Origin of the sequence: Polycladospora coralii (assembly GCF_014773435.2) — a bacterium.
GTDB classification, from domain to species: domain Bacteria; phylum Bacillota; class Bacilli; order Thermoactinomycetales; family Thermoactinomycetaceae; genus Polycladospora; species Polycladospora coralii.
In genome coordinates this window covers 572,341-588,913 of sequence record NZ_JACXAG020000001.1, presented here as the reverse complement: position 1 = coordinate 588,913, position 16,573 = coordinate 572,341, and the positions used below count along the sequence as shown (strand labels likewise).

Annotated in this window: 18 protein-coding genes; 16 read left to right on the top strand and 2 right to left on the bottom strand. The window is 40.1% G+C overall.

The features are described 5' to 3' along the window. The first annotated feature begins 14 nt into the window (after positions 1-14). On the top strand, positions 15-362 hold the full coding sequence (locus IC619_RS03025) for a hypothetical protein (protein ID WP_191138655.1): 348 nt from the start codon (positions 15-17) through the stop codon (positions 360-362). Between the two features lie 445 nt (positions 363-807). Continuing rightward, positions 808-1,095: a hypothetical protein gene (locus IC619_RS03020; RefSeq protein WP_191138654.1), complete on the top strand. Its 288-nt coding sequence runs from the start codon at positions 808-810 to the stop codon at positions 1,093-1,095. 120 nt (positions 1,096-1,215) lie between these two features. On the opposite strand, the gene IC619_RS03015 is transcribed toward IC619_RS03020, so the two are convergent. Both IC619_RS03015 and IC619_RS03010 read right to left on the bottom strand, forming a co-directional pair. Then, a complete protein-coding gene (locus tag IC619_RS03015) occupies positions 1,216-1,662 on the bottom strand; it encodes a VOC family protein (RefSeq protein ID WP_347239751.1) in 447 nt (148 codons plus the stop codon). 440 nt (positions 1,663-2,102) lie between these two features. Beyond that, positions 2,103-2,429, bottom strand: coding sequence for a winged helix-turn-helix domain-containing protein (locus tag IC619_RS03010; RefSeq protein ID WP_191138652.1), 327 nt, complete (start codon positions 2,427-2,429; stop codon positions 2,103-2,105). A gap of 161 nt (positions 2,430-2,590) precedes the next feature. On the opposite strand from IC619_RS03010, the gene IC619_RS03005 reads away from it, so the two are divergent. The 14 genes from IC619_RS03005 (at position 2,591) to IC619_RS02940 (ending at position 16,549) form a co-directional block, all read left to right on the top strand. Continuing rightward, positions 2,591-3,079 (top strand): hypothetical protein, encoded by a 489-nt coding sequence (locus tag IC619_RS03005; RefSeq protein WP_213260800.1) that lies wholly within the window; start codon positions 2,591-2,593, stop codon positions 3,077-3,079. An 87-nt stretch (positions 3,080-3,166) separates the two neighbouring features. Then, the gene (locus IC619_RS03000) at positions 3,167-4,102 is read left to right on the top strand and encodes a 3-oxoacyl-[acyl-carrier-protein] synthase III C-terminal domain-containing protein (protein WP_191138650.1); all 936 of its coding nucleotides are present in this window, start codon (positions 3,167-3,169) and stop codon (positions 4,100-4,102) included. A 10-nt stretch (positions 4,103-4,112) separates the two neighbouring features. Next, a complete protein-coding gene (locus IC619_RS02995; protein ID WP_191138649.1) occupies positions 4,113-5,501 on the top strand; it encodes a preATP grasp domain-containing protein in 1,389 nt (462 codons plus the stop codon). Beyond that, complete coding sequence (gene lysA / locus IC619_RS02990) at positions 5,485-6,774, top strand: diaminopimelate decarboxylase (protein ID WP_191138648.1); 1,290 nt, start codon at positions 5,485-5,487, stop codon at positions 6,772-6,774. Before IC619_RS02995 ends, lysA begins: the two co-directional genes overlap by 17 nt. Positions 6,775-6,944: 170 nt before the next feature. Continuing rightward, positions 6,945-7,214 carry an acyl carrier protein gene (locus tag IC619_RS02985; RefSeq protein WP_191138647.1) on the top strand — a complete coding sequence of 90 codons (270 nt, stop codon included), beginning with the start codon at positions 6,945-6,947 and terminating at the stop codon, positions 7,212-7,214. Continuing rightward, positions 7,204-8,049 (top strand): hypothetical protein, encoded by an 846-nt coding sequence (locus IC619_RS02980; protein WP_191138646.1) that lies wholly within the window; start codon positions 7,204-7,206, stop codon positions 8,047-8,049. Before IC619_RS02985 ends, IC619_RS02980 begins: the two co-directional genes overlap by 11 nt. Beyond that, positions 8,046-8,987: a ketoacyl-ACP synthase III family protein gene (locus tag IC619_RS02975; protein WP_191138645.1), complete on the top strand. Its 942-nt coding sequence runs from the start codon at positions 8,046-8,048 to the stop codon at positions 8,985-8,987. Before IC619_RS02980 ends, IC619_RS02975 begins: the two co-directional genes overlap by 4 nt. A gap of 13 nt (positions 8,988-9,000) precedes the next feature. Beyond that, positions 9,001-9,690 (top strand): hypothetical protein, encoded by a 690-nt coding sequence (locus IC619_RS02970; RefSeq protein ID WP_191138644.1) that lies wholly within the window; start codon positions 9,001-9,003, stop codon positions 9,688-9,690. Positions 9,691-9,695: 5 nt separating this feature from the next. Further along, positions 9,696-10,838, top strand: coding sequence for an acyl-CoA dehydrogenase family protein (locus IC619_RS02965; protein ID WP_191138643.1), 1,143 nt, complete (start codon positions 9,696-9,698; stop codon positions 10,836-10,838). Next, entirely contained in the window at positions 10,831-11,763 is a 933-nt protein-coding gene (locus IC619_RS02960) for a hypothetical protein (RefSeq protein WP_191138642.1), read from the top strand. Before IC619_RS02965 ends, IC619_RS02960 begins: the two co-directional genes overlap by 8 nt. Further along, positions 11,750-13,123, top strand: a complete 1,374-nt coding sequence (locus tag IC619_RS02955; RefSeq protein WP_191138641.1) for an MATE family efflux transporter — start codon at positions 11,750-11,752, stop codon at positions 13,121-13,123. Before IC619_RS02960 ends, IC619_RS02955 begins: the two co-directional genes overlap by 14 nt. Positions 13,124-13,137: 14 nt before the next feature. After that, the gene (locus IC619_RS02950) at positions 13,138-14,115 is read left to right on the top strand and encodes an LpxL/LpxP family acyltransferase (protein WP_191138640.1); all 978 of its coding nucleotides are present in this window, start codon (positions 13,138-13,140) and stop codon (positions 14,113-14,115) included. Beyond that, the gene (locus tag IC619_RS02945) at positions 14,112-15,311 is read left to right on the top strand and encodes an insulinase family protein (RefSeq protein ID WP_191138639.1); all 1,200 of its coding nucleotides are present in this window, start codon (positions 14,112-14,114) and stop codon (positions 15,309-15,311) included. The genes IC619_RS02950 and IC619_RS02945 overlap by 4 nt, the downstream gene beginning before the upstream one ends. Then, positions 15,308-16,549, top strand: coding sequence for a M16 family metallopeptidase (locus tag IC619_RS02940; protein WP_191138638.1), 1,242 nt, complete (start codon positions 15,308-15,310; stop codon positions 16,547-16,549). The genes IC619_RS02945 and IC619_RS02940 overlap by 4 nt, the downstream gene beginning before the upstream one ends. Positions 16,550-16,573 lie beyond the last annotated feature (24 nt).

Here is a 16,573-nt window from a genome sequence, read left to right as displayed (position 1 = left end):
GAGGAGGAATACCAATGAACAGAAATATAAACTTTAATAATTCTGGTGACAGTACTTACGTTGAAGGAGATAATACGATCAATTACAACCAAAACACCAAAGATTCCATTGATCTAAATGAGCTGAATTCCCAGCTAAACAAATTTATTTCACAATTAATCCACTCATCAGACCTATCAGATGAGACAAAAATAAAACTCATGCAGACAGCCAAAGAGTCCCAAGAGCACATCACAAAAGGAAATCGTTTCAAAAATGCATTTAACAAACTAAATCAAGAGTTAGAAAAAATAAGTGGAATACTTCAGGGAACATCGACATTAGGTCAAACGGTTTCTACGATTCTGAGTTTGTTAAAGTGAAAAGGATGCATAGTAGGAGTAGAGATTAACCTATGTCGATCTACTCCTGAACTAGGTATTGGGTGCAACTGTCACTTGATTTCGTCTTCCCCCTTAACGATTTTATCCCAACCTCATTTTCGACCAAATCGGCTGTAACCCTTGCTATGACTGATCTTTTCTTCCTTCTATCAACTGTATCAAAATAGAGCTCAGTAGGTTGGGATAAACCCCCTCAAACCCTTGTGATTCCTAACATTATGGGATATGATAGAAATCAAGAACCTAGTGTTGATCGGGGTTGAACAGTAACATAGGATGTATTTAAACTGACTGAATTAGACCCTAGCTTATTACAGGAAGAAGGTTGAACAGTAACATAGGATGTATTTAAACTAAGAATCCTCTAAAAATAGTCAACTGGCGTAATTTGTTGAACAGTAACATAGGATGTATTTAAACAGAAGTGGAATTATCATACCGTAGAAGCGTTCATTTTTATGAAAATTTCTACACGCAACTAAAGTGTGACTTTATCGAGGGCACACTTAATGGGAAATATGTGAAACGATCTCAGAACGAGAATATTGGTATTAAATATCATAGACATATGGAAGGAAAGGTCAAAATATCAACCATCATTCGCAAGAATGGTAAGTACGATGCTGTTTTCACTTGTGAAGCTGAACCTGTAATGCAAGCAACAGGGAAAGGAATGGGTGTAGATCTGCATGTCAAACATTTACCCAAATAGAAGCGACTCAATTCTAAATAATCTGATATTGCACACTTAGAGTAAGCTACTTCATTCGTTCAAGTAAGATTCAAGCGTATTGAATCAACACGCTTGAAAGCAAGAGGATTATTCTTTGAGTTAACTTTTCCTTTTGTTCCATTCGCTTAAATATGGAAAATCATCTGTGATGATAGGTGTATCGTCTAATAAAGTCAGCAACTCTAAACTGTTTCCATCTGGATCAAGGAAGTAGACGCATGCAGCAGGCATCCATGTATGTACGATCGGTTCAATCGGTTCCTTACCAAAGTCTGCTTGTGGTTCAATCCCTATACTTTTTAGCCATGGAATCGCCTTTTCAATATCTTGATGTGATACGCCAAAAGCAAAATGACTTTTCTGTACGGTTTGACCTTCTGGCACTTCCCATATACCTAACATTTGCTTATTCGGACCTACAAAGAAAAATGCAACGCGTCGTTCTTTAATTTTGTGGGCGAGCTGAAGTCCCAGTTTTTCAAAAAAGTGTATCGATTGGTCTAGTTGACTCACTTGTAAATGCGTTTCATAAATACTAGTGATCACGGCTAATGCTCCCTCCAGAGGTGAAAAGTAGTAAATAAACTTATTACTAAAAATAGATAAATATGTCGTTATTGTATGCCTTAAAAATAAACATGTCAAATGAGCATAATCATTTAACATGTTTATCTAATTAGCAAGTTTTAAATTGGGTATGTTTTACAAATATATAAGAGGCAATATGCCAGATGCTCAATTAAGCTGGTATAAGAATAGACCCTAATGATGAATAGAAAATGTTAAAAAAAGCAATATATCAATTCAAACATAATGAAGATCTACTTTTTTGACATGTTTAATTTTGAAGTGGAGAACATGTTACGTTTTTAATTAAATATTGTAAATAAAGAAGTAGTATTTTGTTAAATTTCCCATTTTAGCTTAATGGAATGCATATATTTCTTTGAATGATATAGAGATTCATGTCTTAAATGTGGATATGTTCAGGTGTTAATAGGGTGGAGGACATAACCAATACTTCGCTGTGCCAATAAAAACTGAGGTTTGTGTGGTTGTGTTTCAATCTTTTTTCGAATGCGATTAATGTAAACATATAGAATACCGTTACTTACATGAAGCGTGCCCCAAGCATATTGAATCAAATCTTCGGCGGTCACAGCTTGTCCGAGTTGCTGGGCTAAACGAAAGAGAATACGAAATTCAAGGCGTGAGAAGGAGATACTAAAACGATCATGAATGAGCAGTTCACGTACAGTGTCTAAGTAGGTTTGATCACCGATCTTGATGTTTTCATACTGTAAATGATTCATTAGCTCCAACTCCCATTTTGTTTATAAATAGAAAATACTAATCTTAATGAACTTTAAGATAATTATTATAGACACTATTTTATAAATGTTATAACATTAATTCAAGTTATTTTATTAATTTTAATAAAGTAACGACATTTATTATACTGGAGGTTAAAAATATGAGCATGAAAGCTACTCCGATCCAGACAGCAGACTTGAAAAAAAGCTTAGAGGAAACACGCGCAGCAGACGCCAAAGCCACAGCAGCTAAAGCATCAGCAGCTAAAGCATCAGCAGCTAAAGCATCAGCAGCTAAAGCAACAGCAGCTAAAGCATCAGCAGCTAAAGCCGCAGACGCTAAAGCCACAGCAGCTAAAGCCGCAGACGCTAAAGCCACAGCAGCTAAAGCCGCAGACGCCAAAGCCACAGCAGCTAAAGCCGCAGACGCCAAAGCCACAGCAGCTAAAGCCGCAGACGCCAAAGCCACAGCAGCTAAAGCCGCAGACGCTAAAGCCACAGCAGCTAAAGCCGCAGACGCTAAGGCCACAGCAGCTAAAGCCACAGCAGCTAAAGCAGCAGCAGCTAAAGCAGCAGCAGCTAAAGCAACAGCAGCTAAAGCAACAGCAGCTAAAGCAACAGCAGCTAAAGCCGCAGACGCTAAGGCATAAGATTTATCCAAATATAGAGGGGCTCTAGGGCATTAGTGCCCCTCATTCATTACTGCCGGGTGTATGGTTTAGATGGAGGTCAATTTCATGGTTTATATCGATAAAGTATACGCACATGTTCCGAAAAACAGAATGTCTATTCAGTCACTCCAATCTAACTTAGGCTTGAAGAATTATCAAGTTAAGCTGTTTGAGAAGGTACATGGTTTAAATCAAATTTGTATGGATTCCGAACACGAACTAAAAGAAATGCTCCAGATTGCCATTCATCAATTAATGGATCAGAATCAGGTCGAGTTGAAGCAAATTAAATATATTATCTTTTGTCACACTTCACCTCTTGTAGCACCGTATCCTCATAATGTATTAGAAGAGGTACTCAGCTCGTTTGAGTTGGACCACGCACTTTATTTTTCATTAACCCAACAACACTGTTCTTCAGGATTAATCGCGATGGAGGTAGCTGATTCGTTGTTGGCTAGCGATCCAAACAATGATGATCAAGCGCTCATTCTCATCGGTGAGAAAGCATTTCATCCTACATGTCAGCTTATTCCGAATACAACGATTATGGGAGAGGCATCTGCCGCTGTTGTAGTTGGCAAAAATGGAGAGCAAGATGAAGTGTTAACGGTTCATCGCAAAATCATGGGTAAATATGCAGCAGGTATTCAAATTTCGCCTGCCGATGCCAAAGATTTCGAAGAGAAGTACACATCGACCTTAATTGAAACTGTTGAGGAAGCTCTGCACCAGGTAGATAAAGCAAAAAAGGACGTGGCTTGGATCATCCCACATAATGTAAATCAATCCTCTTGGAAGCAGTTTGCCAAACAATTTGATTTTCCGCTATCACGAATCTACCTCGAAAATGTATCGCGGTTAGGGCATTGCTTTGGTGCAGACCCCTTTATTAATTATCAAGATATGGTGAGGCAAAATCTTTTGCAAAAAGGAGATTTATATTTAATGGTATCAGTAGGTCTTGGAGCAACATTTGCTGTTTCTGTTATGAAACATTAGGAGGTGGAGTATGGGCTTTGAAGCGGAACTAAAGGATGCACTTGTTCAGGATCAGCGTGTTAAATTTATTTACTTGAATAATTTTGAAGTAGAGGAATCTTGGTCGGATGATCACTTGATCAAATTGCCTCAGCTCACACTGGGATCCGGTAAGACCATTGTGAATCGGATGGAAGAGATGGGGATCTTCTTAGCATCATCTTCTGACTATATTGTGCTGAAAGATGCAATTGATCCGGATTACTTACAGGCACTGCGGGATCATCATTTTTCCATTCCTCATCGCATTGTATTAACGCAGAATAATCCTGAGCAGACGATTACTGAAAATCTACTAGAAGATGAAGAGACGCTTAGCAAACTACGAGAGTTAGGAACAAAAGAACGGGTCTTCTTTCTACCTTTTGGTGTATCAGAAGCGGAAGAAAAGTTAGCCGAAGTAACAGGGATTCCATTAGCAACACCTAGTAGTAGCGTGTTTAAAAAAGTGAATAGTAAGATTTACTCACGTCAATTAAATGAGCAGTTAGGTTTAGCGCAAATTAGGGGGATTAATTGTGAGTCAATCGATTCATTAAAACAAGCTTTTAATGAGTTGAAGCCACTGCTTGCAGATAATCGTAAGCTTGTTTTAAAAGATGCATTAGGGGTTTCGGGAAAAGGGATTGTGATCATAGAGAGTGAACGACGTTTTATGCAGACCCTTAAATTGTTAGAAAATCGTAGTAAGAAAGCAAATGGGAATCAAAAAGTAGCCTTTGTTTTAGAAGAATGGATTGATAAGGTGTGTGATCTAAACTATCAATTCCTGATCTCACGAGATGGACAAGTTCACTTCCACTTTGTTAAAGAAGCACTTACACATAATGGTGTACATCAAGGGCATCTCATTCCATCTCGCTTGACCGCGGAGCAAGTGACAGCTCTTGCAGTGATTTCCAAGCAAATCGGTGAGGCGTTATATAAGGATGGCTACTTTGGTATTGTCGGTGTCGATGCCATTTTAGATCAGCAAAATAAGATATGGCCTAATTTAGAGATTAATGCGCGATTTAATATGTCTACCTATCAAACTAGAATTCAGGAAGAACGGATGACAGCAGAGCAAGTTGCGCTAGTGAAGCAGTATCCGCTCAAATTGAAGTATGCATTATCTTATCAAAAAATAGCAGCTTATCTTAGCACATATTTATATCAAGTCACTTCGGGTAAAGGATTTCTTATCTGTAATTTTGCAACGGTGAATGCAGCCTATATTGAAGAAGGTAAGCCTTTCTCAGGTCGCCTTTATGGCATGATCATAGCTGAGAACGTGGAGGAATTAAAACGTCTCGATGAAGAGATTAGCTATCAATTAAAACAGTTGCTAGAGGAGGATCAATATGCGCAAGGAGTATAAGGTGCAAGGCATACCAATCAGTCATATAGCCGCAGAGTTTGGAACTCCTCTGTATGTATATGATGGGGACATATTAACAGAAGATTATACGCAATTGAGAAGAAAATTACCCCCTTACCTTGAATTTTTTTATTCTTTAAAGGCGAATCCCAATATCTCCATTTACCATTATTTAAAACGTTTAGGAGCACGCGCTGAGGTGTCCTCCTTAGTGGAACTCCAAACGGTTTTACAAGCAGGAACGGATCCACAAAATATTATTTTCCTCGGACCAGGTAAAAACGAGACCGAGCTACGTGCTTGTATTGAAAATAAAATCTATGCGATTGTGTGTGAATCTATTCAAGAATTACAGCAGATTCAAAGCTTGGCGCTTGAACTAGGCGTGACGGTTGATGTAGCTATCCGGATTAATCCTTCGTTTTCCGTTAAAGGCTCGCGCTTAACGATGGGAGGGAAGCCACGGCAGTTTGGAATCGATGAAGAGACTGTATTTGCGCAGTTAAATGAGATTAAAGCACTGTCTCATGTTCGGGTGATGGGCATGCATGTTTATATGGGAACGCGAATTTTAGATGAAGAAGTGATCGTACAAAATACCAGTCACATCTTCCAACTAGCGGAACGTTTTCAAGATCAGCTAGGAGTACCCCTTGAGATGGTGGATATCGGTGGAGGTCTAGGTGTTCCTTACTTTGAGGGAGAGCAAAAGTTGAATGTAGATCGATTAGCGGACTTATTAAATCCTGTTATTCATCTGTTTCGTGAAGCCAATCCCCATATTCGACTTATCATGGAATTAGGGCGTTATCTGGCTGGACGATCTGGTATTTTGGTCACTCAGGTGAAATATATCAAAGAATCGTTTGGTGAACCGTTTTTAGTAGCAGATGGTGGAACCAATTGTCATATGGCAGCAGTCGGGATTGGCTCTTTTGTAAAACGAAATTTTCCGATTCGGCAATTGAGCGATATAGAAGGTGAAGATCAAGTTGCTTACCATATTACAGGGCCACTCTGTACACCTAACGATCAATTAGGGAAGAAAGTGAAGCTACCACCAGTTGAAGTAGGAGATTTACTCGGTATCTTTCACTCTGGGGCATATGGACCTACAGCATCTCCTGTATTGTTCTTAAGTCATGGCTATCCAGCGGAGGTGTTGGTGCATCAACAAGAGACTTATCTGATACGAGAGAGAGATCAGGTGGAAGATTTACTTGAAAAACAACATCTACATGCTTTTTCAGAGAAGATCGCATCCAGACAGTAGTATGAGTTTACTAAAACGAGGAAGTGCCTCCCCGCCTTTTCTTAGCGTAGCCTAAACCTGAAGGGTTTGACCAATAGGGAACTTGGAGAGCGCCGTAAGGCTTCGGTGGAGCGGCTAGGTGAAAATGCATGGAGAGCAAAATACACGATGACACAAGGAGAGATTTAAAAATGACCGCTATTATCGAAAGTATTAAAAAAGCTTTGGTTGAGGTACTTAATGTAGAAAACGCCGACAATATTAAACCTTCAACTACCTTATTTGATGAGTTATCCCTTGATTCCACATCGGTGTTGGAATTACTGATGGTGCTAGAGGATGAGATTGACGGGTTATCAGTTGATCCTGAGACACTAGAACCACAGCATTTTGAAACCGTAGAATCTTTAGCGATATATATTGACGCACAACTTGAAGATGTGAGAGATCATGTCGGTTAGTTTAAGCATTCTAGATCATCGCTTACACACTTACGGGCGAGAACGCAGTTATGAACATGATGCACGTATCGTAGACTTTCATCAAACATTGCTTGGTTTATATGACAAAGAATTTGATGAACAATATCTAAAACAAGGCGCACAAAATACCTTTAGTCATATGGGAGAAGTATTATTATCACGATTACAAACGGACCATGATCTACAAGACGTAGACCTACTTGTGTTGGGGCACTGTACACCTGATATTAATATCTGGGAAGCAGTTGTTAATCGGTTAATTTATCAATTTGATCTCAAACAGGCGACTGGATTTGCTATTTCAGATCGTGGTGGGGGTACACCGTATACAGCGCTTAAAGTGATTCGTCAATATATGCATCACCATGGAAAGCGTAAAGCGGTTCTCCTGTTGTTGGATCAATTTACGCTTCCCAATTATGAACCTGTCATTCATCAGACTGATGTGCAAGACACTGGTTTTGTGATGTTGTTGGATCAAGAAACTGATCATAAACCCAAAGTGATTCAAGTTGATACGGTTTCCTTCAAAGAATACGGCGGTCTTTCATTAGAGGACTGGATTGATGCCCAGCGAAAAAAACTTCATATTGCTAAACAAGATCTATTGGTCATCAACCATTCAAGTGATCGGCTTGCAGATCCCCAAGTAGAGCAGGTGTTACTACCTGATCAAGATCTTGTGGTACCGCCTTTAAAAGCATGGTGTGACCATGCACACAAACCCTACACGTTACTATGTCATTATGATCAAAAAAGACAATTTCTGTTGGGGGTTTGGATTCAAGCGGAAGAGGGCGAGGTGTGTGGATGAATATCGGAATTACAGGCATAGGTGTCTATATCCCAGAGCGTATGCAACAAGCTGAAGAACTCGTAAATCTAGTATCTACGGCTGACAAAAAGCGTTCTGAAGTGAAAATGTTAAAGCGTATGCATCATCTCCACCAAACCCCAATTGTAGATGAGGATCAACCGTTAGAAGAAACGATTCGCTTAGCTGTAGCGGATTTAAAGCAACATGTAACACTAGATCAAGTAGACCTAATTTTATATTCCCATGCTTTACTTACACAAGTACCCTACCAGCATGATTTGCTTTATAAAGTTCTCCAGCCATTCGGATTAGAAAACATACGACGATACGGAGTTGCACAGCTAAACTGCGCTTCTCCATTTGCTTCTATGCAACTGATTCAAGATTATATGGATCAAACAGAGGCTAGGCAAGTGTTACTACTATGTGGTGATCAGACTAATCTATATCCCAAGGCGCGCTATGTGATGCGTTCATTACTGATTGGGGATGCGGCTACCGCAGTATTATTTTCCAAATCGGCTGAGACAAATCGTTTATTGGCTTGCTCTACCCATTTCGATGACCGCTTTTCTGAGGGGATATACGAAGATGACCAACAGGTTCGTTTTTTTAATGAACAGTATCAAACCAATATTTTTTCTGGTATTCAAAAAACGCTGGCTAAAGCGAACCGGAAACTAGACGATGTGGATTATATCTTACCGCATAATGTAAATCGTACGACATGGAGAACATTTTGTCAGCAGTATGATTTTCCGCTTGAACGGGTGGTCATGGATTTGATTCCACAGTTGGGGCATACCTACACGACAGATTCTCAGCTGGTTTTGCATGATTGTATGGAGAAGCAACGATTAAACAAAGGCGATACCTATTTGATGATTGCGGTAGGTCTTGGTTGCTTTGTAGGTAGTGCCTTATTTGAATATTGATTGGAGGGTTCATATGGATTCGGTAATCCGGTTGATGCAACTTGCCAAAACTGAAGATTTGGGCGTTGCACTAAGTCATTTGATGAAATGGAATCAGAAGGATCCCATTATGCTCGCAAATCGCCACTTTATTTTAGTGCCTCATGCAGTAGCAGATGATCCCTACTTGCTTGTCAAAGTAGCAGGGGATATGTATCTTTTTCATGATTTACAAACAGAAAGCGTAAGTGACCCTATTTTAGCGCGTTTAGGTGTCTCTGTTTTTCGAATGACTGAGCATGTCGCAGATGATGAAGATTGGGCTAATTATCAAGAAGGTCTGCTTTTCCTGCAACTGGGTATTGCACTTAAAATATTAAAATTAAGCCATGATCATCTCGCAAGTCGAAGCTCTTATGGAGAAAGCACATTGTCCCATCAGATGGTTAAATCATCATTTGCTGAGTTTTTAGTCCGTTTTCAAACCGTAATGAGTAGCTATGCCTATCACCAAAAATCTTTAACTCCAGCATTCCTGTCGTTTCTTCATGATGAGACACATCGTACCCGAAAAGAATTGATGTCGGTTATGGGCGGGCATGGATATATCGAAGAAGGTACAGCAGAATGGGGCTATGCTTCTGATTTGTTACAAAACTTGTTTGATATGCGGAGACATACTTCTCCTACTGCTACGCAATTTGAAATCGCTACGAAGGGGTGATGATCTTGTATTCAGACCGTGCTTTACGAGAACTAGAGGAGACGGCGAAGTCGTTTGCTCAAACATTTCGTAAGCTGGGTTTAGAGATTGACCAAAATCCGGCTGCAATTAATCAATATTTACACTTAGATGAAATACGTATTTTTTCCAAACAGATCATACCAGAAGCTTATAATAATGAACCGATTGTGACGTCAACTAAGGAGAAATTTTATGGTATTACCTGTTTAGAGCGGGTTATCGCTTTTGAGCAGTTAGCTTATGGAGATATGGGCGTCGTACTGGCATGTCCAGGTGCGTCATTGTCGGGGATTGTGATGTATGATCTCGGTAGTAAAGCGCAACAAGAGAAATATTATACACGATTATTAGAAAAACCTACTTGGACCTTTTTTGCCTTATCAGAGCGAAACAAAGGCTCAGATGCTACAGCGATTGAGACGCACATGACTCACAATACTTTAAATGGTGAAAAATATTTGATCGGCAATGGAACCAGAGCTGACTTTGGTCTCGTATTTACACGTAAAACCTCGGGACCACTTGGTATCGAAATTGTATGGATCGAAAAAGATGCAGTAGGATTTCAGGCGAATCCGCTCAATGCCTTGGGATTAAAAGGGGCGATGTTAAGCCACTTAAAATTTGACCAATGTGCTGTGCATGACGATGCCATTATCGGTCATCATCTGAAGCCTACGCGCAGGGGATTGTGGGGAGCGATTCAAACGTTTAATCGGATGCGTCCAGGTGTAGCAGCAGCCGCACTTGGAATTGCACAAGCTACCTATGATTATGTGATGGCCCATCGGAAGCAATTTAGTGAAAGTGAAAAAACAAGATTATCTTATTTCGAACAGGAATTACAGGCTGTACGTGCAGTGATTCGTCAAGGGGCTGAAGCCCTTGATCATGATCCCAATCAAGGTCATTTGGCCTCAATTGGTAAAGTGAAAGCGGTTCGGTTAGCGGAATCGATCACAGCAGAAGCTTTGGGTTGGATGGGAGCAGGCGCATTTTTTGAGCATCCTTATCTAAATAAATGGTATCGTGATGCCCGGGCGTGTGAATATATGGAGGGTACCACCAATATTCAAAAATTGAACATTTTCCAAAATTATATGAATAGGAAGATGGCACATGTCTAGTCGCAATTTTATGTGTAGTGTAAACACGATAGCAACTGTGACGGTTGCGCAAACAGCCTATGTGCAATCAGATACGCCCAATGAGAACTATGATCTCGATTATCACTTACTGCTAGAGAAGCACTATAAGCAAAAGGAGTGGAGCAAAAGAGAAGTTGTAAGCATTTTTCAAGGAGATCAACAGCTTTTTCATTATGATCTGTCAGCTAAAGTGATACATGCGCTCCAAAAGCGACGAGATCAGGATCAGAAGTATCAATGTCTGATCCTTGCTCAAACCATTCCTGATTACAAAGCACTCAACCCGACATTGGCAAACACAATGGTAAAGGGGGGCGTTTATCCAGAGAAGTATTTTGGTCTTACCCATCTAGGCGAAGTGGCAGGCCTTACTGGACTAGATTTGATGCAGATATCGCTAGATCACAATCGGCTTGGGATCATGGTAATGACGGAATATCAATTTATAGCTCCCTTAAACGATACCCCTCAGTTTGTCAGATACGCCGATGCTTCGGTGGCATTAGAGGTAAGTAAAGGAGATGGAGCCATACGCATTCATTCTGTTACGTGTCTTACCATCCCGAGTGGAGATCTAGCTCAATATGTGACTTCCGTTTGTGAGCAAATCGCGCAAGAAAACCCGGCACTTGATTATATTATCGTGCAAAATGCGATTCCTGGCTTTTCTCATCCGCTTTGTTATACAAGATCGGAACATGCTACGGTCGATTTTCGAAGTGGTGATGTATGGGTCACATTAGCTGAGCTATGTAAACAAAATCCGGATCTCATAGATAAACAAATCGCCATGATTTCGTTTGACCGACTCCATTCATTATCTTATGTCATCTTAACGGTACAAGATATGCCAGTTATTCAAGCTGAACAAATTGAAGGGAAGCAGGTCTATGTCAACACTTAATTACCTAGAAGGAAAAGTAACCCCTCTTTTATTTAAAACGTTTTTACCCATGTTCTTAGCGTCATCAGTCAATATTTTTATGCAACTTGCCCAATTGTATTTTATGGATCAGGCAGCAGCCGATGCTTTATATTTATTTTCACTTTATATTCCGATTTCACTCTTATTTGTCGCTTTAATTGAAGCGTTGCAAATATCGATGCAAGTGACCGTAGCTACTGAAAAAGGAAAAGGCAATGTAAAAAATCTGCCTACTTATTTACGAAATTATTGGGCATACAGTTTCATTGCGACAGTGCTTATAGGTGGCATGGTCTTACTTTTTATACCGTTTATGTACGACTTTTTACAGGTGCCACAATCTTTGCGCACTTCACTGTGGCTATTGATAGCCGGTATGGTTGTTACCCATTTTTTTCTACTATTTACTTGTATGATTAGTGCCTATTTGCGAGGAATAGGTAAGGTGAAAATATCGGCCTATTTGACGATGGCCATGGCCATTACCCATGTGATTGTCCTCTTTATTAGTGTCTCCTTTCTTAAGCTAGGTGTGTATAGTTTGATCTACGCAATGTTCATTAGTACAGTAGGTGTGCTCATCGTGGGTTTGGTCTATGTACAACGGTATGAAAATGTGAAACTGCAAAAGCTTTCATTTTTACCGAGCACCTTTCTCCAGCAGGGGATACAAAAGCTTAGATTTGTTGGTATTCCGATTTTTATATCTTATTGTGTGATTTTTGTGAGTACCTTTTTTTACACCAAGATTGTAAGCCCGTTTGGAAGTGATGCAGTTGCAGGGTTTGGTGCTGCTTATCGTTTGCATACCCTTTGTATTTTACCTAGTATATTACTCGGCTCAGCAACGAGTATCTTAATGAATCAAAATGCGGGTGCCAAGCAACACATACGTGTTTATAACGCGTATCGGGTAGGGCTATTTTATTCATTTGCGCTTTATCTAGGATTTTCTGTTTTGCTTTTCTTTGGACGAGTTCCATTTATTACAGCTTTAATTCAAAACCAATCATCGCAAGCGGTTGCGATCGATTTTTTTACAATCGTGTCTCCGACCTATTTTATCGTGGGCCCGATTTTAACGACGCTGATGATACTGGAGCAAATCGGTAAGGGATACCAAGCTCTTGTTATGAATATTCTCTATTTCGCATCAATTATCATAATAGGCTTTATCTTCACCCAGCGGACAAATGATCTGAACCTTTTTTATTGGAGTTTTGCTGGGGTGAATGTATTCGGTCTAAGTGGCGTGTCTTATGGATATTACGTGATTCGAAAACGATATTTTAGACCATCTGAATCAAGTGTTCCAAGTAAAGAAGTAGTATCTGGATAGGAGGAGAGAGAAGGATGGGATATCAAGCGTTGTATGAAGCGTGTCGTGCAGAAGTATATGAGACCATTCCACCACAAAAAGAGTCAGGCATTTATTTGGGATATTTTTATGCACTGATGAATATTACGCAAGAGCTATTACCTATTAATCCAGATAAATCAATTGAAGACATATGGCTGGATCATCTTGCTTTTTTAAAAGTAGTTGATCGTCTACGTGAACAACCTGAGCTTTATACGGGTTGGGATGAGATTGAAGGCCATGAGTATGTGGATGAAATATTGACCGATGGTGGCGTCTTTTTAACCTGGCACTATGGCTTTGTTCGTCATATCATGGAAGTGATCGTAGAGGCCTTACACACAAAAAAAAATCGAAGTCCATTTTATCAAGTAGTAGATGGGACGGCCTTTAAGCAAGAAAAGTCTTTTTCTTATTGGGATCAAATTCGGCAGCGAGCAGGCGTTCAACTAATCAATTCCGAACAACAAATGATTGGGCTACAATTATATAAGATTTTGAAAAACAAAGGTGCCTTTTCTCTATATTTAGATGGATTTAGCGGTTACAATACGGACAATAATCCCATTTCATTACCGTTTTTATCGTCAGAGATGCAGACGAGAAGTGGGATCTTTCGTATATTACAACAAACTGGCGCAAAAGCTTGCCCGGTTGTCATGTCTCTTACCCCTGAAGGGAACGCGCGCATAAAATTTCATAAGCCGATTCAAATGACGGATAATCTATCATCATCTTGTGAACGTGTATATGCGGTTTTTCGGGAAGCGGTTCGCAAACAACCGGAACAGTGGCGTTTGTGGGATCGTCATCACATGCGTATTGTGAAATGGCACGCATCCCTCTCAGAAACACCTTCACAAACCCATATTGATTGGTTTAGTAAATATGTACCAGGGGAGATGCAACTGGGAATAAATTTAAAGACCGGAACCTTGTATGAATTGGAAGCAGGTGTGGGGCAGATATGATAGGGGTTGATCTGCAAACGATCGAAACGAGTAAGTTTGAGAGTAACTATTTTGCCGTAACTGCTTTTTGTGATGTAACGCAATATGATGAAACCCTATTTAAGTTACTTTGTGCCGTCTTGAAAAAAGGAAGTAAGCAATATCCCTCCCCCCTTGCGGTGCAACGAAAACTAGTTCATCACTATTGTACCCCGCTCCAAACGTATTATGACCAGATAGGAGAAAATATCCGCTCATATACAGGTTGGGTTTCATTTCCACATTCGTATACAACCCCAGTGGATCAGCATGAGATCGGAAATGTATTGCTCGATCTATTTTTTGCGCCTGTGTTACATGAGCATGAGATCGAGGAGGAAAAGCAAATCCTTCGATATACAAGTGATGCGCCTACCCACAATCTGACACAATATGCTAAAAATCGATGTATGGCTTATATGACAGGTTTCGTAAACCAGAAGAAAGCGGATCAGTTGACATCGTTAGAAGGCGTTACTTCGCAATCTTTATATCAATTACAGCAAAAGCTTGTTCACGCTACACCTGTCTTGTTTCAAAGGATTGGGCAGGTACAGAGCGAAGTGCTTGAAACGTCCCGAAACATGCGCCGTGTAAAAGCGATTGCGCTACATAAACCAGTCAAAAAACAAACAACACCGCAAGTCATTTATGAACAGATGCCGATCAAACAGACACGGCTTATCTTAGGATTAAATTTGACGCGTCCATTATGCGATCAAAACTATCCCTTGTTGTTTTTGGTTACATCGATGTTGAATCAACGATTAAATCGAGTTTTACGTCGTGAAGAAGGGCTTGTTTATTATATCTTTGTAGAATTAGATTTGTTGCATCAAATCGTGCTCATCAAGACGAGTGTACCGGATGAAAAGCGACAAAACGTCACAGATTTAATCCTTAAACATGTGGAGTCCATACAAGCAGGGGAATTTTCAGAACAAGAATGGCATTTTGCAAAAGGGAAAACAATGCATTACTTAGCAATGGGATATGATTTGCCAGATAAGTGGTTGGCTATTGCGCGTAACCATTATATAACGGGTATCGATTCACTAGATACTTCATATGAAGAAATTTTGCTTCATTGTAACCAGGAAGACATGTTAGAAATTTTTAAAAATTTGAATCTTCACACCATATATCATTTGAGTGGAAAGGAAGGGGGCGGATCATGATGGCGACCAAAACATTTCGCTTAGATAATGGATTACGTGTGTCTTTTATCCCTAAGAAAGGGTATAAGCATACCGTTCTCACGATGGTTGTCCCTTTTGGTTCTGTCCATCGGACTTTTCGATCCACCGCCACTACAGATGACATAAAAACCCCTGCGGGACTCGCACATTTCTTAGAACATCTTGTCTTTGAAGCTTCGGGGATGAACACCCATGTGCTTTCAAGTGGTGCAGAAGCATCGGCACTTACAACGCATGATATGACGATTTATGAATTGGCTTGTACGGACTCCGTTCAACAGCATCTCTCTTTTTTAGTTAAGGGCTTAACGAATCTCGCCTTTAGCGATGCACTGGTTGAAAAAGAACGTCAAGTGATTCAATCGGAAATCGACTTATTTCAAGAAGATTTCGCTACGATATCGATGCAGCAGTGGACGGAAGGGATGTATGGGAGCATGCACCCACTATCTGTTGATATTGCGGGTACGACAGAAAGTGTGAAACAGATACAGCGCCATCAACTCGAGCATGCCTACCACACTTTTTATCAGCCGGAACATATGCAATTACTGATCGTGGGAGATATCGAAGCGTCTATCATGATGCAGACATTAGAATCCCTTGGTGTATCAAAGACAGAGCATCAAACCTCATACTCGATTTGTATGGAATCCGCCTCTACATCAAAAAAGGTGTCTCCGACCGTGTTACATTTACCTGTACCCGTACCGTTTATACGGTGGGGATATCGTGAGCAAAACGTAACTTTTGAACAGATGTGTGTAGCCCAAGTTACATTAGCGACACTATTTGGCAAGCATACATCCTTTGTGCAGCGAGGAATTGCTGATGAATGGTTTGCACAAAATTTTCATTACGATTATCGACAGCATCTGGCATATGGATACGGAACCATAGCTGGATACGTATTTGATCTTGAGACGTTTTATGATCACTTCGAAAAATATATAGAGCGGGTGAGGCATAGGGGTGTGACACAAGCAGAATTAGTGGATGGAAAAAAAGAAGTGATTAGTTATTTTTTTCAGGAGCGAGATGTTTTACGTCGCTTTAGTTTGCACACCGCTGCCTATCAGGTAAAAGGATATGATTTTGAGTCCCTTATTCCTACGGTAGAGAAAATAGAGCTCACGCAAGTACAATCCTATGTGGAATCTCACATGAATGCAAAGCATACACATGCTGTTCATATTTTTCCACTTGAACATGCATAGATCAATTGGATCTTCACATAATAA

Coding starts and splice junctions, on each gene's coding strand:
- IC619_RS03025 (WP_191138655.1), top strand. CDS start 15: ATGAACAGAAATATAAACTTTAATAATTCTGGTGACAGTACTTACGTT.
- IC619_RS03010 (WP_191138652.1), bottom strand. CDS start 2,429: ATGAATCATTTACAGTATGAAAACATCAAGATCGGTGATCAAACCTAC.
- IC619_RS03005 (WP_213260800.1), top strand. CDS start 2,591: ATGAGCATGAAAGCTACTCCGATCCAGACAGCAGACTTGAAAAAAAGC.
- IC619_RS03000 (WP_191138650.1), top strand. CDS start 3,167: ATGGTTTATATCGATAAAGTATACGCACATGTTCCGAAAAACAGAATG.
- IC619_RS02995 (WP_191138649.1), top strand. CDS start 4,113: ATGGGCTTTGAAGCGGAACTAAAGGATGCACTTGTTCAGGATCAGCGT.
- lysA (WP_191138648.1), top strand. CDS start 5,485: ATGCGCAAGGAGTATAAGGTGCAAGGCATACCAATCAGTCATATAGCC.
- IC619_RS02985 (WP_191138647.1), top strand. CDS start 6,945: ATGACCGCTATTATCGAAAGTATTAAAAAAGCTTTGGTTGAGGTACTT.
- IC619_RS02980 (WP_191138646.1), top strand. CDS start 7,204: ATGTCGGTTAGTTTAAGCATTCTAGATCATCGCTTACACACTTACGGG.
- IC619_RS02975 (WP_191138645.1), top strand. CDS start 8,046: ATGAATATCGGAATTACAGGCATAGGTGTCTATATCCCAGAGCGTATG.
- IC619_RS02970 (WP_191138644.1), top strand. CDS start 9,001: ATGGATTCGGTAATCCGGTTGATGCAACTTGCCAAAACTGAAGATTTG.
- IC619_RS02960 (WP_191138642.1), top strand. CDS start 10,831: ATGTCTAGTCGCAATTTTATGTGTAGTGTAAACACGATAGCAACTGTG.
- IC619_RS02955 (WP_191138641.1), top strand. CDS start 11,750: ATGTCAACACTTAATTACCTAGAAGGAAAAGTAACCCCTCTTTTATTT.
- IC619_RS02950 (WP_191138640.1), top strand. CDS start 13,138: ATGGGATATCAAGCGTTGTATGAAGCGTGTCGTGCAGAAGTATATGAG.
- IC619_RS02945 (WP_191138639.1), top strand. CDS start 14,112: ATGATAGGGGTTGATCTGCAAACGATCGAAACGAGTAAGTTTGAGAGT.
- IC619_RS02940 (WP_191138638.1), top strand. CDS start 15,308: ATGATGGCGACCAAAACATTTCGCTTAGATAATGGATTACGTGTGTCT.